This is a genomic window from Rhodococcus sp. MT28 (assembly GCF_058792695.1).
This window is the reverse complement of the sequence record NZ_JBXAFD010000003.1, coordinates 218,249-238,933: the sequence shown is the minus strand read 5'-3', so window position 1 is coordinate 238,933 and position 20,685 is coordinate 218,249. Positions and strand designations below refer to the sequence as shown.

Sequence of the window (20,685 nt, the reverse complement as noted above, 5' to 3'; positions counted from 1 at the left end):
CTCCGCGCACATGGCTCCGGACAGTTACCCTCGATCGATGCACCCTCTACCCGAGACAGGACAGTTACCTCCCGGACCGATGGCTTCGCAAGTGGAACACCTCTGCATGGCGTTCGGCGCGAAAGTTGCTGTGAACGACCTTTCTCTTGCGGTGCCCTCAGGTTCGTTGTTCGGTCTGGTGGGCCCGAATGGTGCGGGAAAAACGACCACATTGTCGATGGCTGTCGGATTGCTTCGCCCGCACTACGGTCGCAGCCTGGTGTACGGCTACGACGTGTGGAACGACCCTGTGGCAGCGAAGAGTCTGCTCGGCGTCCTACCCGACGGTCTGGCGCTACCCGCCCAGTTCACCGGTCATGAACTACTCACCTATTTCGGGCGACTGCGCGGTATGCCAGAGGACGTCATCGCGTCACGACGCGACGAACTGTTGGCCGCGCTCGATCTCGCCGATGCAGGTGGAACGGTCATCGCCGATTATTCAGCGGGCATGACGAAGAAAATCGGGTTGGCCTCGGCCTTGTTGCACGGCCCTCGCTTACTGGTACTGGATGAGCCGTTCGAAGCTGTCGACCCCATTTCTTCGGCCGGAATTCGGAGCATTCTGCTCTCGTTCGTCCACTCAGGTGGCTCGGTCATTCTTTCCAGTCACGTGATGGCCCTTGTCGAACAACTGTGTACTCACATCGGAGTCATCGCAGACGGTCGCGTCGTGGCTTCAGGAACGGTCGACGAGGTGCGCGCAGGCAACACTCTCGACGAGGCATTCGTTCGCCTTGTCGGTAGCCGCAGTCCCAGTCCCGACGGACTGTCATGGATGCGCGCATGACCACCACCAGCTTTTCACCGACACACTGGAACCCGTCGGTCTCTGTGTGGCGCACTGTTCTCCGCATGCGCATGACCCTCTACAAACGTCAGTTCACCGGTGGAAGAGCTGTAATCAAGGTCATTGCAGCGTTGTTCGGGGTTCTGGGGGCAGCGCTACTGTGCCTACGAGCTTCGGGAAAGAACGGTGTTTCCCCCGATCTCGTCAGCGGCACAACCAGTCTCGCACTTTCGGCTATCGGCGTGATGTGGATCTTGATGCCGATCATGTCTGGTCTGTCAGATGACAATCTTCACCCCAGACATTTCCAACTACTCCCCCTGGAACCCGTCCGACTCGCCAGAGCACTGTTCTCGACGTCGCTGGTCGGTATGACCGTGCCGATTACCGCGTTGGCTGCAGCAGCGATTCCAATTTATGCCGCTACACACCACCCTGCCGCACTGCCATTGGCCATTATCGCTTGGCCCGCAACGGTCCTGCTCATTGTCGGCACCTCACGGGTCGCGATGCTGGCGATGTCGCAGCTCCTGCGGAGTCGTCGCAGCCGCGAACTGGGACTGTTGGCATTCGGCACGTTCTTCGGCGGACTGTATCTGCTGCAATTTCCGCTGCAGAGTCGCCTCGGCACGGTCGTGGACGGCGACGTCACGTGGCCGCTCACGGTCGCGCATTCGATCCCGTTCGCGTGGGGAATCACCAGTGTCGACGCAGCAGCAGGAGGCGCCTGGCTCCTCGCCGCCGGAGCAGTCCTCGCCCTGGTGCTGGTCGATCTCGCACTGCTGTGGTCATGGCAACGCCTGGTCGTTCGCTACTTCAACGGGAAGGTCGCAGAATCAGCGGGCGCCACTTCCGTGCAATTGAAGAACCAGGGCCGCGACATTCGAACCGGTTGGCGCGCATCCCGACTGGGCACCGTCATCTCTCGCGAGCTTTCGCTCTGGCACGGAGACATGCGCCGACGAACACAACTGCTCTCCGTTGCCATCATGACCTTGGTCTCCGGCTTCGGACCGCTGATCTCGTCATCGATCCCCTTCTCCGCCGCATGGGGTGCCTGGTTCCTGATCTACCTGGCAATGGCAGCCGGATCGAATCTGTACGGATTCGACGGCGCATCGATCTGGCATCTGGTGATGATCCCCGAAGCCGCTGCCGCTGACGTCCGGGGCCGACAAATCGCGTGGGCGATCGTGATGACACCCTTCGTGGTCGTCGCAACAGCTGCTGTACGGATCTTCGGGGACCTCGGGACCGACCGACTGGCCGTGCCGCTCGCCGTCGGCATTTCGATGATGGGAGTCGGTGCAGGATTGGTAGTAGCGATATCCGCCAAAGCCCCCTACCCGGTCCCGGAGATGAAGAAGACGTTCTCCCTCAACACCCGCGGATCCTTCAATGGCTCGTCCTTCGGACTGATCATCCTCGCCATCGTCATCTTCGCCGCGACAACGGCGCCCGGCGTTCTACTCGGGGCGCTGCTACCGAACCCGGTGAATTATTTCGCCATCCCTGTCGCTGTTGCGATTGGTGCACTTGGTGCTTGGATCGGGGGCCGCGTCGCGATCACCCGTATGCAACGCGAGCCGGATCGGATTCTGTTCGCGGTTACCACCGCATGATCGTTGCCCAGATAGTCCGAGAATTTCTGGGCGTCAGCGCAGTAGCCGCAACTTGCACCAAAAAACTCAGTCTGGGCAATCGGATTATCAGGGATCCAGGTAGCGCAGCTCAACGGGTTCGGTCCTCGCATATCGCCGCCGGGCTTTCGTGACATAGCTTCCGCTCGAGCCGAACCATTGCCCTGGAAACATCGCACCACCAAGATGTTTGGCATGTCCCCGGAGCACTACGGTTCCGTACGTGTCGCCGAACGTCCCGGCCGATGCGGGAACTGCGCGCACCCCGCCCCTTCGCTGGAGCGTGGGTGGATCGAGCGCTGCCTCAGGTTCGCTCCGCAGCCCGCTCGGTGTGCAGAAATCCTGGTGATGGACCACTACACCGGAGCGATGGAATTCTGCCGGTGCCGACATCCGTTCCACGGGTCCTGATCGCGCCGGATCCTCGAGATCCGCTGTCGAGCCGAGTCCCTCGGCGCCCCGGCTCGACAGCGAAATCACACCTGAATCAGCTCAGCGAGCTCAGCAGCGGCTCGAGAAGCTTGTAGAGCTCGAAGATTCCGATGATCGTTGAAATAGAACCCATGATGATCCTCCGTGATTCGTGAACTTTCCGTGACGTCGCGTCACAGGCAGAAAGCTAACAAACCCGGCATTCAAACGGGGACCTTGGATGTGTCCGGCAGATGAACTCCCTGCTCGGAGAAGCATTTTGGTGACCAGCGTCATGCTCATCGAGAAATGAGCCCCATCGTCACATCACCTGACACCGACTGACGGTGGCAGCAAAAGTCTGCCCGTTGCGATCTGGCGATACATGACACCATTTCCACCCCATCCGACTCTTGCTTTGTGCGCTGAATCCGATTACATTTCTCCACAATAACGGTACGCGTAACGAAATAAAGAGACGGTCTACTTCACAGCCCGATATATCCAGTGCCACAACCCTTCCGGGCTCTTGGAGGGGCGGCGTTTCGTCGCGTCCATAAGCTCCTCACTCCCCGATCGAAAGAGAGCACGATGACCACAGAGAGCGTCTCCGGCAATCAGCCGCGACCGGTAGCAACTATCGCAAGCCTGACCCTGCTGATCGCTGCCGTGGCCGCGCTCGAAAGCATCATCGTCCCCGCACTCCCCCTGATACAGAGAGACTTCGGAGTGACGGCCGACGTCGGAGCGCTCGCATCCGTCGCTCTGACGTTGAGCACTGTCCTCGTCACGCCGATGGCCGGGCGAATAGCCGACGTGTACGGCGCCCGCCCCACCTTGCTCGCGATCACGACAATCGTTGTCCTGGGCGGCAGCGTGTCCGCTCTCGCAACGATCTTCCCGCTGTTCGTCCTCGGCCAATTTCTCCAGGGATTCGGGCTCGGGTTGCTTCCCGTGAGCTTCGTGGTCCTACGACGCACTTTGTCCTCGGACCGACTGAAGACGGCCACGGGTTTACTCGGGGCTGTCGTAGTGGCCGGCGGCGCTCTGGGAGTCGTATTGGCCGGGCCCGTCGCGGAAAACGTCTCACGCACCGCGATGTATGCAGTTCCGACCGCGTTCGTTTTGCTCGGCGCAATTGCTTTTGCCGTGAGCACACCACGAGATCACATATCGAACGTCGGCGGCCGACTCGATTGGCCGGGAGCGGGCAGATTGGCTCTGGGATTGTTGACGCTGACGGCGTGGCTGGCGAGCGCATCGAGCAACGGGTGGGGCGCACCGACGTCGATGCTGCTGCTTCTCGCTTCCGCTGCCGTGTTCGCGATCTGGGCCAAGTATCAGAGCCGGACAACCGAGCCGATGGTCGACCTGACGATGATGCGGCATCGTTCGATGTGGAGCGCCGTGGTCGTCGGCGTGGTTTTCGGGTTCACTTACGGCGCTGTTGTCTATCTACTTCCGCAACAACTCGCCGTGCCGGCAGAGAGCGGATTCGGCCGCGGTGCATCGACAAGTGCCATCGGAATCCTGCTGTGCATCGGTTACGGCGCAGCGGTGATCGCGTCGGTGATTTCCGGAAAGCTCGCACAACGGGTCGGCACGAAAGCCATTGCGGTAGCGGGAGTTGCCTTCCTCGGCCTGAGCGGCGCCGTCGGGGTCTTTGCAACCACGATGTGGCAGATCGTTGTGGTGCTGATCCTTGCGGGTACCGGCGTTGCCGCCGCGTCGACGGCAGTGTTCGTCATCTCCGCCGACAGCGCACCGGCAGACCGCGTAGGTGTCACGACGGCAATAGTCACGATCGCCAGATCGCTGGGTTCTGCTGTGGGAACCCAAATTGCCGCCGGGATCATCGCGAGCGCGACTTCATCCGGCGGCCTTCCCCAGCACTCGGCATTCGCCACAGCTTTCGGAGTGGCGGCAATCGTTGCGATTGTCGGACTCGTTGTCGCGGTGACGATGCCGAAACCGGCATCAACCGATGTTCAGTGGTCGTCGTCGTCCTCGTCGAAGTCTGCGACTCCGCGCTTCCAGTAGCCCGTGATCAGGTGGTCGCCCGAACTCAGGCCGAGTTCGTCGCGCACGAATCTGCGAATCGGCTTGAGACTGGTGGCCTCACCGGAGATCCAGGCGTAGACACGCTCGCCCTCGGGCACGGTGACCGTCCGTACTGCCTGCTCGAGCAGATCCGAGTGACCGGCTGGGACGTCACCGCGGTGCAGCCATCGCACCTCGACGCCTTCCGGAACAGTGAGTTCGATTTCCTGTGAAGGGTCGGTGATCTCGACGAACACCCACCCGGCGGCAGCAGCGGGCATCATCTCGAGCCAACGAGCAATGGCAGGAAGGGCGGTGATGTCACCGGCCAGCAGATAGCGGTCGTACGTCCACGGAACCACGACGCCACCGGGCGGACCTGCCACGTGCACCCGAGTGCCGACGGTCGCCGCCTGAGCCCAATCAGAGGCGTACCCACCTTCGTGGAGCGCGAAATCGAGGTCCAGCTCCCCCGCCTCGGCGTCGTATCGACGGACGGTGTACTCACGCGAGATCGGCAATGGACGAGGCCACTTCAGGCTGAATCCGTCGCGTTCGGGTAGACGTAAAGTTCCGTCTGCATCCGGGTAGACCAGGCGAACATGCTCGTCGGGAGCGTGCGATTCGAAGCCCGCCAACTCCGGTCCACCCAAGGTCAGACGCAACAGTCCGGTCCCGACCATTTCGCTGCGAACAACTTCGAGTTCGCGAATGCCGATGGGGTACGGCACTTTTGCGCCGGTGGTTCCCGCCAGAACTTCGGCGATGGTCGCGAGGTGGTCTCCTCGGTTCATGAACTACCTTCCTTTTCCGGCGGAGCATTCCCCACCGGCACAGTGTTTTCGGAGAGATCGACTTCGTTGATCTCCGAAGTTACCCGGCGCACCGAACCCAATGCTGCCAGGAGCACCAGGCCCAGTGTCACACCGGCGAGCCCCAAGACCAGTAGCGCGGCGCCAGGCTCGAGCCACTGCCCGAGGAACCCGGCTGCCATCGAACCGATCGCCGTACCCGTGACGGCTTGCACCATCCACAGACTGGACACGCGTCCGCGCAATTCGTCCGGAGTGTTCTGTTGAAGGACTGCAAATCTCAGAATGTCGTTGAGTGCGCGGCCGAGGCCGAATCCGGCCAGGCCCAGGAACGCGACAATCGCTGCTCCCGACGCACCCAGTACCACCAGGCCGAGAGGCATCAGCGCAACAGAGATCAACATCGCGGCGCCGTTGCGGTGGACTCGTCCGGTCCAACCGCTGGTGAGGGAACCGACCACAGCGCCGACAGCGGGGGCGCCGTAGAGCAGACCGAGCATGGTGGGTCCGCCGCCGAGGACCTGGTCGACGAAGGCAGGCAGCAACACCATCGGCCCGCTGACGAACATGACCAACAGACCGCTGATCAGGATGCCGCGAATGACTGTGTGCGTGCCGGCGAATTTCACGCCGGTCACCAGCGCGCGCATCGGGCTTTCGTGATTCGTGCCCGGTGCAGGAGAAGGGCCGATGGCTTGGAACAACGTGACAGTTGCTGCGGTGGCCACCGCAGCAACAAAGTATGTCGCGGGAATGCCGCCGGAGGCGATGATCACGCCGGCGATTGCCGGCGAGATCATCGTCCCGATGTCGGTGGTCAGCGCTACCAAAGCGCCGGCCGCAGCCATCTTGTTGCGCGGCAACAACGTCGGCATCAAAGCCATCAAGGCCGAGCTGCTGACACCGCCGGCCAAGCCGTCGACAGCTGCCGCGACGTAGATGACCCACATCGACGGGTGTGGCAAGAGCGCATTGCACCCGAGAATGACAAAGCCGAGACCCGCAGCACTGCGGGCCAACTGGATGGTGCGTCGCCGATCGTAACGGTCAGCGAGCACGCCGCCGAACAGGCTGCCGAAGAACATGGCGATGGCCATCGCCGTGGACACTCCGGCAACCTGCAAGGTCGAGCCGGTGAGCTGGTACGTCTGCGCGGGGACGGCTACGACGAGCAGTCCGATCCCGAGCAGCGAGATCAATCGCGCGGAAAAGGCGTACCTGAAGGGACGGCTGGTCCGCAAGGGTGAAACATCGATCACCAGCCCACCGAATCGAGTCATGCGAAGGTCTGGCCGATCAGGTCGAGGGTAGCCATTGCGCCGTCGTAGTCAGGACGGTAGCTGCTGGCGGGGAGCTCGAACGTCGTGCCTGCCTTGAAGGACGGCAACTGCGAGTAAAGCGGATCGGTGGCAAGTTCGGCCATCGGGCGACCGGACACCGGAATCACAAAGGCGACAGGAGCATCGGCGACCTGCGAGAGCAGTTCCGGGCTGACCTCGAACGAGTCACCCGAGCCGAAGAGCTGCGGGTTGCCGGCCTTGGCCATGACGTCGTCGGCCTTGAAACCGAGCTCGGCGAGCATCGCGGGCAGCGCGGCCGTCGGCGGAACGAGGTACGGCTTGTTGCTCGAGACCGAGAGGAAGTAGACGACGTTGCCCTCGGGAACCTTGATCTTGCCCTTGACCTCTTTGACCTTGTCCTCGTATGCGCTCATCAGTGCCGGAACCTGGTCGGAACGGCCCGCCGCGTCGGCGACGATTTCGAGCTGCTTGTCCCACGCGGCGACCGTCTTGGGGACCAAGACGGTGGGTGCGATAGCAGTGAGCTGATCGTAGAGTTCCTCGGACTGAACCGAGGTGATTCCCTGGCCACCGCCGATGATCAGGTCGGGCTCAGCCGCCGCGACGGCTTCGATGTTGAGCTGCTCGCCGGCCGGCAATTCCTTGGTGCCCTGCGCCTTTGCGGCGTCCGCCCAAGCCGGCGGGAATCCACCGTCGAGGTTCGTGACACCGAGGACGCGGGTATCGGTGGCAACCACCGGTGCGTCCAGGGCGTACAGGTATCCGGCGAGACCGCCGCTCAGAACCACGATGCGCTCCGCCGACGCGGGCACGGTGACCGAGCCCTTCTCGGTCTCGATCACGCGGGTCGTGGGCTCTGCAGCCTTGGTCGGTTCGTCGTTCGAATCGCTACTGCAACCGATCATCGCCACGAGTGCGACGATCAGCAACCCTGCGATGGCGACGAAACGTCGCCAACTCCGTATCGCGAGGGGCGGTGTGGACTTCATCATTGAGCTCCCATTGTGTTTCAACTGTGTGGTTTTCGAACTATGTAGCCGTGCGTTTCGACAAATAGCTGTCGAGCAGCGGGGCAATCGCCGCCCACCCGGCTGGGGTCACCAAACCGGCGTGGTCGTACGGCAGATGGTGTACTGCCATGTCCTGGTCCCCGCGGACTCCGCGCCAGCGATCAGCCAGCAGCTGTCCGGACGCCTCGGCGTCGGCGGTGATCAGAGTAACCGGTCCGTCGTAGGTTGTGTCGGTCGAGCTGGCCACGAGCAAACGAGTGGCATCAAAACCCGCCCGAACAGCGTCGACCAGTCCCGGTGCCTGAGTGAGGATCTCGGGTGGCAGGGCGGCGGCCAGATCTCGGTCGTCGGCATCGTCGCGACCGCGATCGTCACGATCTCCCAGTGGATGAGTATCGATCAGACCGGCGAACTCCACTGTCTCGCCGATATCGACCAGCTGAGCCGCCATCGCGGCAACGACGTTGCCACCGAACGAGTAGCCGAGCAGGTGGTACGGCCCGCTCGGTTGCACGCCGCGAATCGTGTCGACGTACATCGCTGCCAGTTGGTCCACGTTCGTCGGTTCGAGTGGCTCCCCGGCAACTGTGGGCAGTTGCAGGCCGAACAGTGGACGGTCGGCCTCGAGAACACCGGTCAAAGGCGCAAAGGGCCAAGCGAATCCACCGGCCGGATGCACGCAGAACAGTGGTTCTCCGCTGCCTTCGGCTCGCAGTGTCAGGAGGCGATCACGACTCAGATCGATTTCGGACGCCGACTCGTCAAGGTGTACTGCAAGTTCTGCAACTGTCGGACGGGCCATCAGCGTTCCCACACCGACGCTCACCGACAGGTCGTGCTCCATCTCCCCCACCAGTCGCATAGCTCGAAGCGAGTCGCCGCCGAGATCGAAGAAACTCTCTTCGGGATCGACTGCCTCGACGCCGAGTACCCGCGCAAAGACCTGGCACAGTTGCCTTTCCATCTCGGTTCGCGGTGCTCGGGCCGCTGCTCGGGCGGGGGGTGCCGGCAACGCACCGCGGTCCAGTTTTCCGTTGGGCGTCAACGGGATCGAATCCACGACGACGATGTCCGACGGAACCAGGTGTGCCGGTACGCTTTCCCGCAACGCAGCTCGCAGATCGACTGGATCAGCGCCGGGTTCTTCGATGACGTAGCCGACCAGTCGCGGCGGCGCACCGCCTTCGCTACGGACTGACGCTGCCGCTCTCAACACTCCCGGCAACGACGCCAGCGCGGATTCGACTTCACCCAATTCGATCCGAATGCCTCGGATCTTGACCTGATGGTCTGCGCGACCCAGATATTCGAGTTCGCCGTCGCGGCGACGCAGTACAACGTCACCCGTGCGGTACATGCGCTTGCCGACGGAGTAGGGATCAGCAACGAACACAGCGGAGGTCAACGCGGTCCGGTGAAGGTAACCCATCGCCGTTCCGTCTCCGGACATGTACAGCTCGCCCGCCGCTCCGATCGGTACCTCCCGCAGACCCGAATCGAGTACCCGCGCAGACGCGTTCAGAATCGGACGACCCAAGCAGGGTGTCTCGCTCCCCTGAACCGGGGATCCCATCGCGTTGATCGTGAACTCCGTCGGCCCGTAAAGGTCGTACCCGTCGACACCGTCCTGATCGCGCAATCGCGACCACAACTCGGCAGGTACAGCTTCTCCGCCGAGCATCACCAACACCGGCGTCCGCTCACCGTCGAGGAGACCGGCGGCCATCAGTTCCCTGGCATACGAGGGGGTTACATTCACGACGTCGATACCGACTTCGCGGTAATGCTTCACCAGAGACGCGGGGTCCAGTCGCGCCTGCTCGTCGATCACGTGAACTTCGTGCCCCGCGAGCAACCAGAACAGTTCCTCCCACGACATGTCGAACGAGAACGAGACTGTATGCGCGATGCGCAGACGTCGGCCACCCACACTGTTTTCGGTCGGAGTGAATATCTCGGCCTTGTGATTGTGATACATCGTCGTCAACCCGCGGTGACCCACCACGACGCCCTTGGGTTTTCCGGTACTGCCCGAGGTGTAGATGACGTAGGCAGGCTGGTCCGGTGAGGTCGGCCCGCAGACCGCAGCCTCGTCGACAACTGGTGCCGAAGACTGCCCGTCGAGTACCCCGGCCACGTCCGGGTCGTCGAGTACCAGACATGCCTGTCCATCGGGAACTACGAGGTCACGCGTCTGAGTCGTGGTGACTACCAGCGCCGCATCGCTGTCGAGGATGAGTTCGCGCAGGCGTGCCGGCGGGTGAGCCAGATCCAAGGGAAGGTAGGCCGCTCCGGTTCTCATGACGGCGAAGATTGCGACGACGTGATCGGCAGTACGCGGAAGTGCGAGCGCGACAACACGGGTCGGTCCCCCGCCTGGTACCGACTGCCCCAGCGCCGACGCGAGTATCCGTGCCAGTCTGTCCACCCGAGAGTTCATCTCGGCTGCGCTCAGTGTGACGTCTCCGAAGACCAGCGCCGTCTCGTCCGGAGTTGCCGCTGCCCTTTCGCGAAGTAGTGCGTCCACGCTACCGCCGGCCTGGTCCGGCCGTGGCATCACGACGTGCTCCGAAGCGAATTCCGCGGGGGTGCGCGAAAGCGGAACCGCCGTGTCCGCCACCGTGGCGGTATCGGAATTCGCCATCACTTCGAGAATCGTGATGGTGCGGGACAGGATGTCCTGAGCCACGTCGTGCGGAATCAGGTCAGGACGGTTTTCGAGTGTGAGCGCCATCGCCGCGTCCCCGACACCCGGATCCACGTCGAGCGTGAGCGCATAGTGCGTGCCGTCCACCGCATCGAACCCGACGATTCCACTGCGACCGAACGTGTCTCGACGTGCCTGTTCGTCGCGAGGGGTGTTGCGGAAAACGTAGAGCGTGTCGAAGAGCGTGGCGAACCCTGCACTTCGCTGCACGTCGCCGAGCCCGAGATGGTGATGCCCCAGCAGCGAACCTTGTTCACGGAACAGGCGTCCGAGCAACGCCGAGATCTCCTCGCCTGGCCGGACCCGGACACGCACGGGAATGGTGTTGAGCGCCAAGCCCACCATGCGGTCGGCGCCCTCGACCTCGGGTGAACGTCCCGAAACCGTCGATCCGAAGACCACGTCGTCACGCCCCGTCACGGCGCGCAATGCCAGGCCCCACGCCGCAGAGACGACGGTGGACAGCGTCACTCCGCTACGTCTGGCCAACTCGCGTACGTGCTCGGTGATGCTCTGTTCGAGCTGAACCCGGGTGAACACCGGCAACGGAGCGCACCCGCCTGATCCCGTACCACCCACGAGTGTGGGTTGCTCGAGATCCGCGAGGTAGTCCTTCCAGGACGAGATGGCGTCCGTGCGATCCGCTTCGGCGATCCATCGCAGGTGATCACGGAAGTCCGCAGGCTTGTCGAGCGCGCCGTCGAGTCCAACCGGGTCCGTGCCGTGTGTGCGAGCAAACTCGTAGAGCGCAAACAACTCCGCGTACATCAAGGTCTGCGACCAACCGTCGGTCAGCAGGTGGTGCTGAGTGAAGACGAGGTGCGCTCCCCCACCTGGCAACCAGACCAACACCATTCGAATGAGTGGCGGCGCACTCAAGTCGAACAGCCTGCCGAATTCAGCCTCGTCGACGGCGCGGACCTCGATATCCAAGTCCTCGGGTGCGACTGCGCTCAGATCGATTTCGCGGAAAGGCATTTCGGCTGCCCTGGGCACGAACTGCACCGGAGCGTCGAAACCGGCGTGTGTGAAGCCGGCCCGCAGGTTCGGATAGCGCCGCAAGAGCGCATCCCCCGCTGCTCGGATTGAGCGAACGTCGACGGCGGCATCGGCGGAGAACTCGAATCGCGGCTGCATGTGATAGACATCCGTGCCGCCGGCGCCGTCGAGAACCGACTGGAAGTACATGCCTTCCTGCAAGGGACCGAGTGGCAGCACGTCCTGCCAGCCCGGGCTCAGCGACTCGAGCCGTGCCCGACGATCCGCATCGACGGCTACGAGCGGGCTCTGCACGCGATCCGGCGCGGTGTCGGGCAATGCCTTCCGGTCCACCTTCCCGTTGAGGGTGAGTGGTAGTGCCTCGAGCACCGTGATGGTCTGCGGCACCATGTGTTCGGGTAGGAGCCGCGCAATCTCCTTGCGCACCAGTACCGAATCGAGCGTGGTTGCACCTTCGGGAACCACATACCCGTGCAAACTTCCGGTACCCGCCGCATCGACGCGAACGGTGGCTGCCGCGCGGAACACACCTGCCACCGATCCGAGCGCGCCTTCGACCTCGCCGAGCTCGATGCGGAAACCACGAACCTTCACCTGATCGTCAGCACGACGAAGGAAGTGCAAAACCCCTCGCCGGCGTCGGACCAGATCGCCGGTGCGGTAGAGGCGTGCCCCCGGCAGAGAAGGATCGGCGACGAACCGAGCGACGGTCAGATCGGGGCGGTTCAGGTATCCGCGGACCACCTGCGCACCGCCCAGATACAGCTCGCCCGCAACGCCTTCCGGAACCTCACGCAGGTCGTCGTCGAGGATTCGCACGTGCACATCGGTCCAGGGCTGACCGATCGTGACTCGGTCGCCGGTCGTGATGACCGAAGATGTCGCCCACACCGTGGCCTCGGTGGGTCCATAGACATTCCGGACCGAAGCAGCGTTGGCCACCAGATCGTCGGCCAGATCCTGCGGGAGGGCTTCCCCTCCCACCAGGGCTCGCACCATGGCGAGTCCGACTGCGTTCTCGTGTTCGGTGACCACTCGCCACAGCGCCGGCGTTGCCTGCATCACTGTCGCATCGCTTGCGATGATCAACGCCGACAACGCATCCGGGTCGCGAACCGTCCTGCGGTCTGCGATCACGACAGTCGCGCCCGCCGCGAGCGGGCACAGCAACTCGAGTGCCGCGATGTCGAACGACACCGTTGTCACCGCGACGATGCGATCGCCCGGCCTGATCCAGCAATCCGCGAGTACCGTGTCCGCGAAGGCTGCGAGGTTGCCCGTCGAGACCATCACGCCCTTGGGGCGACCCGTCGAACCGGAGGTGTGGATCATGTAGGCGAGGTGATCACCCGCCGCGGGCGGCGGAGGAAGCACGACGCCCGAATTGGTGAACTCACCGTCCACGAAGACGCTCGTGGCGACCGTGGACGGAAGTTGCCCTACGCTGTCGATACTGGTCAGGACACACACCGGAGCCGCGTCCTCGATCATGAACTCAAGCCGCTCAGTCGGGTAATCGACGTCGAGTGGCAGGTACGCAGCGCCGATGTGCAGTACCGCGAGCAGTCCGGCCACCAGATCCGCATTTCGATCCAGCGCGACGGCGACTACCTTCTCGGGTCCGGCGCCGACCGCGAGAAGTTCGCGGGCCAGCTCGTCGACGCGCGCCGACAGTTCCCCGTAGGTAATTCCGACCTCGCCGGAGATCACCGCGATGTCGTCGGGGTGGCGGCTGACGTGTCGAGCGAACAACTGCGAGATCCCCGACGGCGGCGTCGCGCGTCGGCCCGGGTCGCGATCCGGCTTGTTTTCTGCCAGTCGCAGATCCGCGACGACAGTGCTGATTTCGTGACCGAGGACCGCGATCACACCGTCGAGCAATGCGTCCGCAGTCGCGGCGTCGAACAGCCCGGCATCAACCGTCAATCGAAGTTCTGTTGCGGTTCGGACGAATTCGAGGTCGACGCTCTTTCCGGGCGAGTGACCGACACGGGCAGCGAACAGGCTGCTCGTCGGACGCACGAGTAGATCGGCGATTCGGTCGAGGCTGACATCGGAATGCGCAAGTGCCTCGGCGACAGCGTTTTCGACTCGCAGAACGACATCGGCAATTCTCGGCCGACCGGACAGGTCGACCCGAATCAGGGTGTCAGTCCCTTCCGAGACCAGTCCGACAGCAAGGTCCCGACCACCGCCGAAGCTGTTCAGCGTCGCCGCCACGGCGGCCAACAGCACCGCGTCGAATCCTGGTTCGTCACCGAACCGGGCATCGCGTAGCTGACGAAGGTAGGTGTGCGGGCGGTACTCTTCGCCGCGCGGGCGGTCATACGGAAGGTCCGTTTCGAGGGGCAGGTCCGCGAGCGTGCGAACCCAGTACCGCTCGTGATCAGGATTTCCCGCCACCGCCGGGGCGCGGAACGTCGCCACGGTCACGACGGGTCGATCGACGCCAACGACCGAATCCGGCGAGAACTTCGTCCGATCGACGCGTGCGGCCACGGCAAGACCGAGGGGGGTCGGGGTGTCGAAGACATCCGAGACGACGACGCGAATTCCCAGCTTGCGCAGGCTTCCCACCAACCGCATCGCAGTGAGCGAGTGACCGCCGAGAGTGAAGAAATTGTCACCCGGATCGACGTCGGGAATCTCCAACACCGTTGCGACACAGGCGCACACTGCATCCACGACCGCGGGATCGACATCGATCGCAGGATCGGGCGCGGCCACCTTTTTCGTGACAGCGACATTTTTCGCGGCAGACACCGCATCGGCAACGGACGTTGCCTGTCGGACTACCGTGAGCACCGCGGATGCGGGAGCTGTCGGCTCGGTCAGCAACCCACGCAGGATCTCCGCGAGCCGTGTGACCATTCGCTGCGCCGTGGCGTCGGAGACAACTGCCGGATCGTGGTACAGAACCAGATCCAGACCGGTGCTCGGCGGCGCCATCAACGTCATCGGATAGTGCGTGACTCCGCGGTTGGTGAATCCCTCGACCCGCAGTGTGTGCGATGCAGGCTGTCCTGCACCGGAGTTCGGGAAGTTCTCGAACACCAGGAGCGTGTCGAACAGTTGCCCGATTCCGGCGATGCGTTCGATCTCGGCCAAACTGGTGTGTTCGACGTCCACGATGTCGAATTGGGCGTTCTGCAGACCGACGAACTGATCGAGCAAAGGCCGGTGCGCGACGATGTCGAGGCGGGCCGGAATCGTGTTGCTGAACAACCCGACCATTCCCTCCACCCCCGAGAGTTCGGCAGGTCGGCCGGACACCGTGGCCCCGAACACGACGTCCCACTGTCCTGTCGCTTCGGCGAGCGCTGCTGCCCACGCACCCTGAACCAGGGTGTTGACCGTCAGCGCTCGCGCACGGCCGAGTTCGATCAGCGCTTCGGCGTCCGATGTCGCGAGAGGAACCTCGAGCGCGACGGGCACACTTCGCGGCGCTCCGGCGTCGGCAACGAGAGTCGGCGCGGTGAGCCCACGCAAACGCTCGCTCCACGCTGCGCGGGCAGAGTCCTGATCACGGCCGGCGATCCATGCCAAGTAGTCGCGATACGGCGTCGGCGCAGGGAGGCGGCTGTCGCCGTCGTGGTAGACGTTCATCAGCTCGCGCAGGACGATCGGAGTCGACCAACCGTCGGTGAGCAGGTGGTGCGCGTTGAGGACCAAACGGTGCACCCCGCCGGGCAGCCGAACCAGTAGTGCACGCAGCAGAGGCGGTGTACTGACGTCGAAGACATGCTTGGCGGCCTCGTCCTCGACCTGATCTGCAGAGCGGAATGCAGTGTCAGCTGGAACGGAGGTCAGATCGACCGAACGCCACTCGACTTTTGCGCCGCGCGGAATGATCTGAACGGGCCGTTCGAACTGCTCGTAGTGAAAAGCTGCGCGAAGGTTCGGGTGCCTGTCGATCACGGTCTCGAACGCGTCGGCCAACTTCGCCTCGTCCAGTGGCCCGGAGAGGTCGAAGCGTGCAGTAAGTGTGTAGACGTCTGCGGCTCCGTCACGGACCGCATGGAACAGGAGACCTTCTTGTAGCGGCGAGAGCGGAAGGACGTCGGCAAGCGGTCCGTGGACGGCTTCGAGTTCGTTGATCCCGGCCTGATCGACCACCGCGCCCTGGCCGAAGATCGTCGCCGAGCAATCGGAAGGCGTCAAACCACCCTCGAAGAGCGCGGCATGCGCGGTCAGGGCAGCGAGCGCACGTTCCCAATGCTCTTGCAGCTCGACGATCGTCGCGCCGTCGAGCACTGAACCCGCCGCAGTCCATTCGACCGCCAGCGTCGTCGAGTCGTCCTCTCGGACAAATACGTTGAGCGCCAGCACTTCCGACATAACCTTCGTCGCCGGCTCGATGACCGCGAATGGATCCTGCTCCGGCAATCGCCATCCGGTTCCGGGTAGGGACGGGAAGCGGCCCAGATAGTTGAGCAGCAGTTCGGGTGTAGCGCACGCGGAAAGGTCAGGTGCGGTGTCGGGATCCAGATGCCGCAGAACTCCATAGCCGACTCCGCCTCCGGGTACGGCGCGTTTTGCTTCCTTCACCGCACGAAGCAGATGCCCCGCAGCTGCTCCGCCGCTCAATGCGTCGGCAAGATCGTCCGCGGTGAGCAGTGCATCGGTGGGAACCCGAACGGGGAACTCACTGGTGAACCACCCGATGGTTCCGGCGAAGTCGGTGTCGCTGGCGAGCGCGTCGCGGCCATGACCTTCGACGGTAACTGTCTGCGCGCGCAGCCCACTCAGGCCGCGACTGTGCTGCCATGAGCGCAAGGCAAGCATCAATCCCGCGAGAAGCACTTCGTCGGTCTTGGCTCGATACGCCGCCGGAAGCGTGGTCAACAGCGCGTCCGTGACGGCCGGGGGCGCAACAGTTGTCGTGCGAGAGGCGGTTGCGGTCACGTCGATCTTCGGGTCGAGACGACGACTGCCGATCGGCTCGTCGTCCGCCTGTACCGACGCGGACTTCCAGTACTCGAGCTCTGACGCCCTGCTGCCAGAGGCCCCGAATTCCGCGAGCAACCCTGCGTATCGACGCCACGAACTTCCGCCTGCAGCCAACCGGGCCGACCTACGCTCGCGTGCAGCATCGGTGGCTTCGTGGAGGCCTGGAAGCAGAATTCGCCAGGACACACCGTCGACGATCAAATGGTGAGCTACGACGATCAATTGGTCGGGTCGACCGGCCTCGGTATTGACCAGTACGACTCGCAGGAGTTCACCGGCACGTGGGTCGAGACTCGCCGCCGACGCCTCCGCGAGGTCTCTGATCCGGGACGGCTCGGAGGTGTCGGACACCTCTCGAACGAGTCCCTCGCTGCGCACCGCGCCGGGGTCCCGGACGATCAATTCGGTAGTGCCGCTGTCGTTGTCACGGCGCAGGAGCAGGCGTAGAGCGTCATGGTGATCGAGGATCGTCTGCACGCCGGACTGCAGGTCACCCAGTGAAAGGCTGTCGTCGATGCGCACTGCTGTCCACTGCGCGTAGCCCGCGATTGCCTCGTCTGTCGGATTCTTGTCGATCAGTGCTCGAACGATCGGCGGGGCGATCACGGTGCCGGTCGCCACGTCCGCAACCGAGGCTACGGCGTCGGCGTCATCGGCAATCTCACGCGCCGCAGCGGCGATGGTTCCCAGATCTCGCTGTGCCAGTAGTTCTTTGGGAGCAACGATCAGACCACGCACCCGCAGTCGACTGCTGACACTGATCGCCGTGATGCTGTCACCACCGAGGCCGAAGAAGTCCTCGTCCACGCCGACGCGTTCGCGGCCGAGCACCTCGGCCACCACGTCACAGAGGATTTCCTCGCGCGGTGTGGATGCGGCGCGCCCTGCCGATTCGGCAGCCGGGGCAGGTAGTGCCGCACGATCGAGCTTTCCGTTCACCGTGACGGGCAGTTCGTCCAGAACGACGATTGCGGCGGGAACGAGATGATCCGGTACGCGACCGGCGAGGTCACGGCGCAATTCTTCCTGCGGCGGAAGCGTCGCGCCGGCGGCGGCTACAACGTAGCCGACGAGGCTGGGCCGTCCCCCATCCGTGCGGATCAACGCAGCAGCCGCGCCGATTCGGGGTTCCGATCCGAGAACAGCCTCGACCTCGCTCAACTCGACTCGATGTCCGCGAATCTTCACCTGCTTGTCGCTGCGACCGATGAAGTCGTAGCCCCGCCCCGGCACCCACCGCGCCACGTCCCCGGCGCGGTACATCAGATCTCCCGGAGCCCCGAAAGGATCTGCGACAAAACGCTCGGAGGTCGCGCCGGCGCGGCCGAGGTAGCCCCTGGCCAATTGCGGTCCCGCCAGGTAGAGCTCACCTCGTTCACCGTCGGCGACCGGCTCGAGCGCGCTGTCGAGCAGGTACGCACGGGTACCCGCGAGGGGGTACCCGATACGCGGTCCGGCACCTTCGACCGTGGTCGCGATCGCGTCGACCGTCGTTTCTGTGGGGCCGTACAGGTTTCGAGCCGGAACACCGGATTCGATGATCGCGTCCCACAGTGCGGGCGGTGCCGCCTCGCCACCCACGACGAGGAGCTGCAACCGCTGCGTACGCAGCAACCCGTTGTCCACCATCGCTGCCGCCATCGACGGCGTCGTGTCGACCACGTCGACGCAATCTCGCTCGAACGCCGCGACCAGAGCGACCGCGTCCTTCTGCAGTTCCTCGTCGTATACGTGCACCCGATGACCACACAGCAGCCACAACAGTTGATCGAGAGACGCATCGAAGGCGAACGACGCTGTGTGCGCGGTGTGCAGTTGGCGGTTCCCGACGCGCTCGGCGGTGTCCCGGTAGATGGTGGCGCGATGGTGGTGAAGCAGGTGCGCCAATCCACCGCCTCTGACCAGCACACCCTTGGGCTTGCCTGTCGATCCCGAGGTGTAGATGACATACGCCAGGTGATCACCATGCCGTGCTGTCGCCAGTTCACCGAGTTCGAGTGGAAGCTCGGAATTGGCACGGAGTTCTTCGCGGACTGCGTCGGAATCGAGGACGAGGGGGTCGGGCCGAGAACCTCCGACGAGTTGCTCGGCCAGAGTGGAAGTGGTGATCACGACCTTCGGCTGCGCGTCGTCGATCAGATCTCGCAACCGCTCGGCCGGGTGCTGCGGATCCAGGGCCACGTACGCTGCGCCCGCGTTCAATGTCGCGAGCAGAGCCACCACCATCTCGGAAGTACGCGGAAGCGCAAGTCCGACAATGTCGTCCGGGCCGACATCGCGGACCCGAAGCAACCGGGCGAGCTTGTGGACGCGGCCACCGAGTTCTGCGCCTGTCAAACGTTCGTCACCGCACACGAGGACTGTGTCATCCGCGTGCTCGACAACGATGCGGTCGAACACGTCGGGAACGAGTTCGACCGAGCCGGGCAGCGGTGCAGTTTCGCGGCCGGCGAGAATCCGCGCGGCTTCGGCCGCAGGCATCATCTCCACCTGACCGACGGCAGGATCTCCCTCCCCGACCATCGCGTTGACGATGCTGACGAAACCGGCGAGGCGACGCTGAACCGATTCCCGAGTATTGGTACGCGCGTCCACTTCGAATCCGAGTAGAACTTCGCCGTCCGCAATGGGCGTCACCGTCAAACCCAGGTCCTCCGGCGGTCCCCCGGCGACGTTACGCAGTACACCCACAGCGCCGGCGAAATCGAGGGCGAAGTCGAAAGCCTTGAGATTGATTCCGATCCCGTGAAGCAGTGCGCCGGTTCCGGCGACGCCCAGGTCCCGAGCAAGATTCTCACCGCGGTAGCGCTGGTGTGCGCGCAGGCTTTTCATCGTGGCGGCCACCTGCTTGCTCAGGTCACCGAGTCGATCGTGGCTGCGAATCGTCAACCGGAGAGGCAGAACGTTGACTGCCATGGCCGGCGTCTTGAGTGCCGTGCGGCCTACGCGCGCCATGAGTGGCATCGCGATGACAACATCCGTCTCGCCGAGCAGTCGGTGGAGAAACGCGCCGTAGCAGGCGATCAGTGCCTCGGCCCACGTTGTTCCCGTCGCGTCTGCCACCTCTTTGAGGCGGTTGAGGGCGTCGGCGGTAATGATCTCGCGAACCTGGATCGTTCGTTCCGCCGGACCGGTGACCTGCTGGCCGCGTCCGTCCAACGCGGGCAACGGCGTCAGGACATCACGCCAGTAGTCACGATCTTCCGCGAACTGCTCGCCAGCCCGGTACGCCTCGTCCTCGCTGACCAGATCTGTCATAGAACCGAATCGCGTTGGCGCGACCTCGGTTCCCTTCTTCGCGGCCGTGTAGTGCGCGGCGACTCGGCGCGAAATCATTGCTGCGCTGTATCCGTCGACGATCAGGTGGTGATAGAGCTGGATGCACCAGATCTCGCGATCGGAGAGCCTGATCAGCGAGTAGGTGTACAGCGGACGCTCCACCATCAGGCGGCAGTACTCGGACGCCCGGCTGCGCTCGGCGTCGACCAGTGCGTGCGCCACGGCTACGGGATCGCGCTCGTCACGGACGTCGGTGATCGGGATGATGCCAACCGGCTCGTCGGAGATGTACTGACGCGGGCCGTCCGCCGTCTCGATCATCCGCAGCCGCATGGTTTCGGCTTCACCGATCGTCGCCGTGATGGCGGCTGTCAGCAGTTCCGTGTCGATCGGTTCGTCGCCCGAGATTTCGAGCACCTCACCGACGAGGTAGCTCCGAGATTCGGGATCAAGGCTCTGTGCGTTCCAAATCCCGAGTTGAGCTCCTGTGAGAGCAAACGTAGCTTCGCTCGCCGCTCCGGAGTTCGAACCTGGAAGAACGCTCACACTGATCCCCTCGTCTGTGGACACACGTCACCCAAGGGTGACCTAACGTCGTTTTGGGTAGCCTAAACTAAATGTCAATGAATCGGGGAATCCGCCTCGCCGGTGACCCGAGAACCGACGGCTCCCGACGCGTTAATCAGAGGGCACGCGCTTCTACAACC

7 protein-coding genes are annotated in these 20,685 nt (G+C 63.7%); 3 read left to right on the top strand and 4 right to left on the bottom strand.

The features are described 5' to 3' along the window. Positions 1-37: 37 nt before the first annotated feature. The 3 genes from AC1Q6C_RS13805 to AC1Q6C_RS13795 all read left to right on the top strand — a co-directional run bounded on the left by AC1Q6C_RS13805 (position 38) and on the right by AC1Q6C_RS13795 (position 4,920). Positions 38-829, top strand: coding sequence for an ABC transporter ATP-binding protein (locus AC1Q6C_RS13805; RefSeq protein ID WP_492666669.1), 792 nt, complete (start codon positions 38-40; stop codon positions 827-829). Next, complete coding sequence (locus AC1Q6C_RS13800; protein ID WP_492666668.1) at positions 826-2,451, top strand: ABC transporter permease; 1,626 nt, start codon at positions 826-828, stop codon at positions 2,449-2,451. The genes AC1Q6C_RS13805 and AC1Q6C_RS13800 overlap by 4 nt, the downstream gene beginning before the upstream one ends. 1,020 nt (positions 2,452-3,471) lie before the next feature. After that, entirely contained in the window at positions 3,472-4,920 is a 1,449-nt protein-coding gene (locus AC1Q6C_RS13795; RefSeq protein WP_492666667.1) for an MFS transporter, read from the top strand. Here the strand turns inward: AC1Q6C_RS13795 and AC1Q6C_RS13790 are convergent. From AC1Q6C_RS13790 to AC1Q6C_RS13775, 4 genes are read right to left on the bottom strand one after another with little or no spacing between them, the layout of a single operon-like run. Beyond that, positions 4,869-5,714 (bottom strand): siderophore-interacting protein, encoded by an 846-nt coding sequence (locus AC1Q6C_RS13790; RefSeq protein ID WP_047271424.1) that lies wholly within the window; start codon positions 5,712-5,714, stop codon positions 4,869-4,871. The two genes, AC1Q6C_RS13795 and AC1Q6C_RS13790, sit on opposite strands and share 52 nt — an antisense overlap. Beyond that, complete coding sequence (gene entS / locus AC1Q6C_RS13785) at positions 5,711-7,012, bottom strand: enterobactin transporter EntS (protein WP_007735127.1); 1,302 nt, start codon at positions 7,010-7,012, stop codon at positions 5,711-5,713. Before entS ends, AC1Q6C_RS13790 begins: the two co-directional genes overlap by 4 nt. Continuing rightward, positions 7,009-8,022 carry a Fe2+-enterobactin ABC transporter substrate-binding protein gene (locus tag AC1Q6C_RS13780; protein ID WP_003942170.1) on the bottom strand — a complete coding sequence of 338 codons (1,014 nt, stop codon included), beginning with the start codon at positions 8,020-8,022 and terminating at the stop codon, positions 7,009-7,011. Before AC1Q6C_RS13780 ends, entS begins: the two co-directional genes overlap by 4 nt. A gap of 40 nt (positions 8,023-8,062) precedes the next feature. Next, positions 8,063-20,524 carry an amino acid adenylation domain-containing protein gene (locus AC1Q6C_RS13775; protein WP_492666666.1) on the bottom strand — a complete coding sequence of 4,154 codons (12,462 nt, stop codon included), beginning with the start codon at positions 20,522-20,524 and terminating at the stop codon, positions 8,063-8,065. Positions 20,525-20,685: the final 161 nt, after the last annotated feature.

Excerpts from the sequence above, each read along its gene's own strand:
- AC1Q6C_RS13805 (WP_492666669.1), top strand. The coding sequence starts at position 38 with ATGCACCCTCTACCCGAGACAGGACAGTTACCTCCCGGACCGATGGCT.
- AC1Q6C_RS13800 (WP_492666668.1), top strand. The coding sequence starts at position 826 with ATGACCACCACCAGCTTTTCACCGACACACTGGAACCCGTCGGTCTCT.
- AC1Q6C_RS13795 (WP_492666667.1), top strand. The coding sequence starts at position 3,472 with ATGACCACAGAGAGCGTCTCCGGCAATCAGCCGCGACCGGTAGCAACT.
- AC1Q6C_RS13790 (WP_047271424.1), bottom strand. The coding sequence starts at position 5,714 with ATGAACCGAGGAGACCACCTCGCGACCATCGCCGAAGTTCTGGCGGGA.
- entS (WP_007735127.1), bottom strand. The coding sequence starts at position 7,012 with ATGACTCGATTCGGTGGGCTGGTGATCGATGTTTCACCCTTGCGGACC.
- AC1Q6C_RS13780 (WP_003942170.1), bottom strand. The coding sequence starts at position 8,022 with ATGAAGTCCACACCGCCCCTCGCGATACGGAGTTGGCGACGTTTCGTC.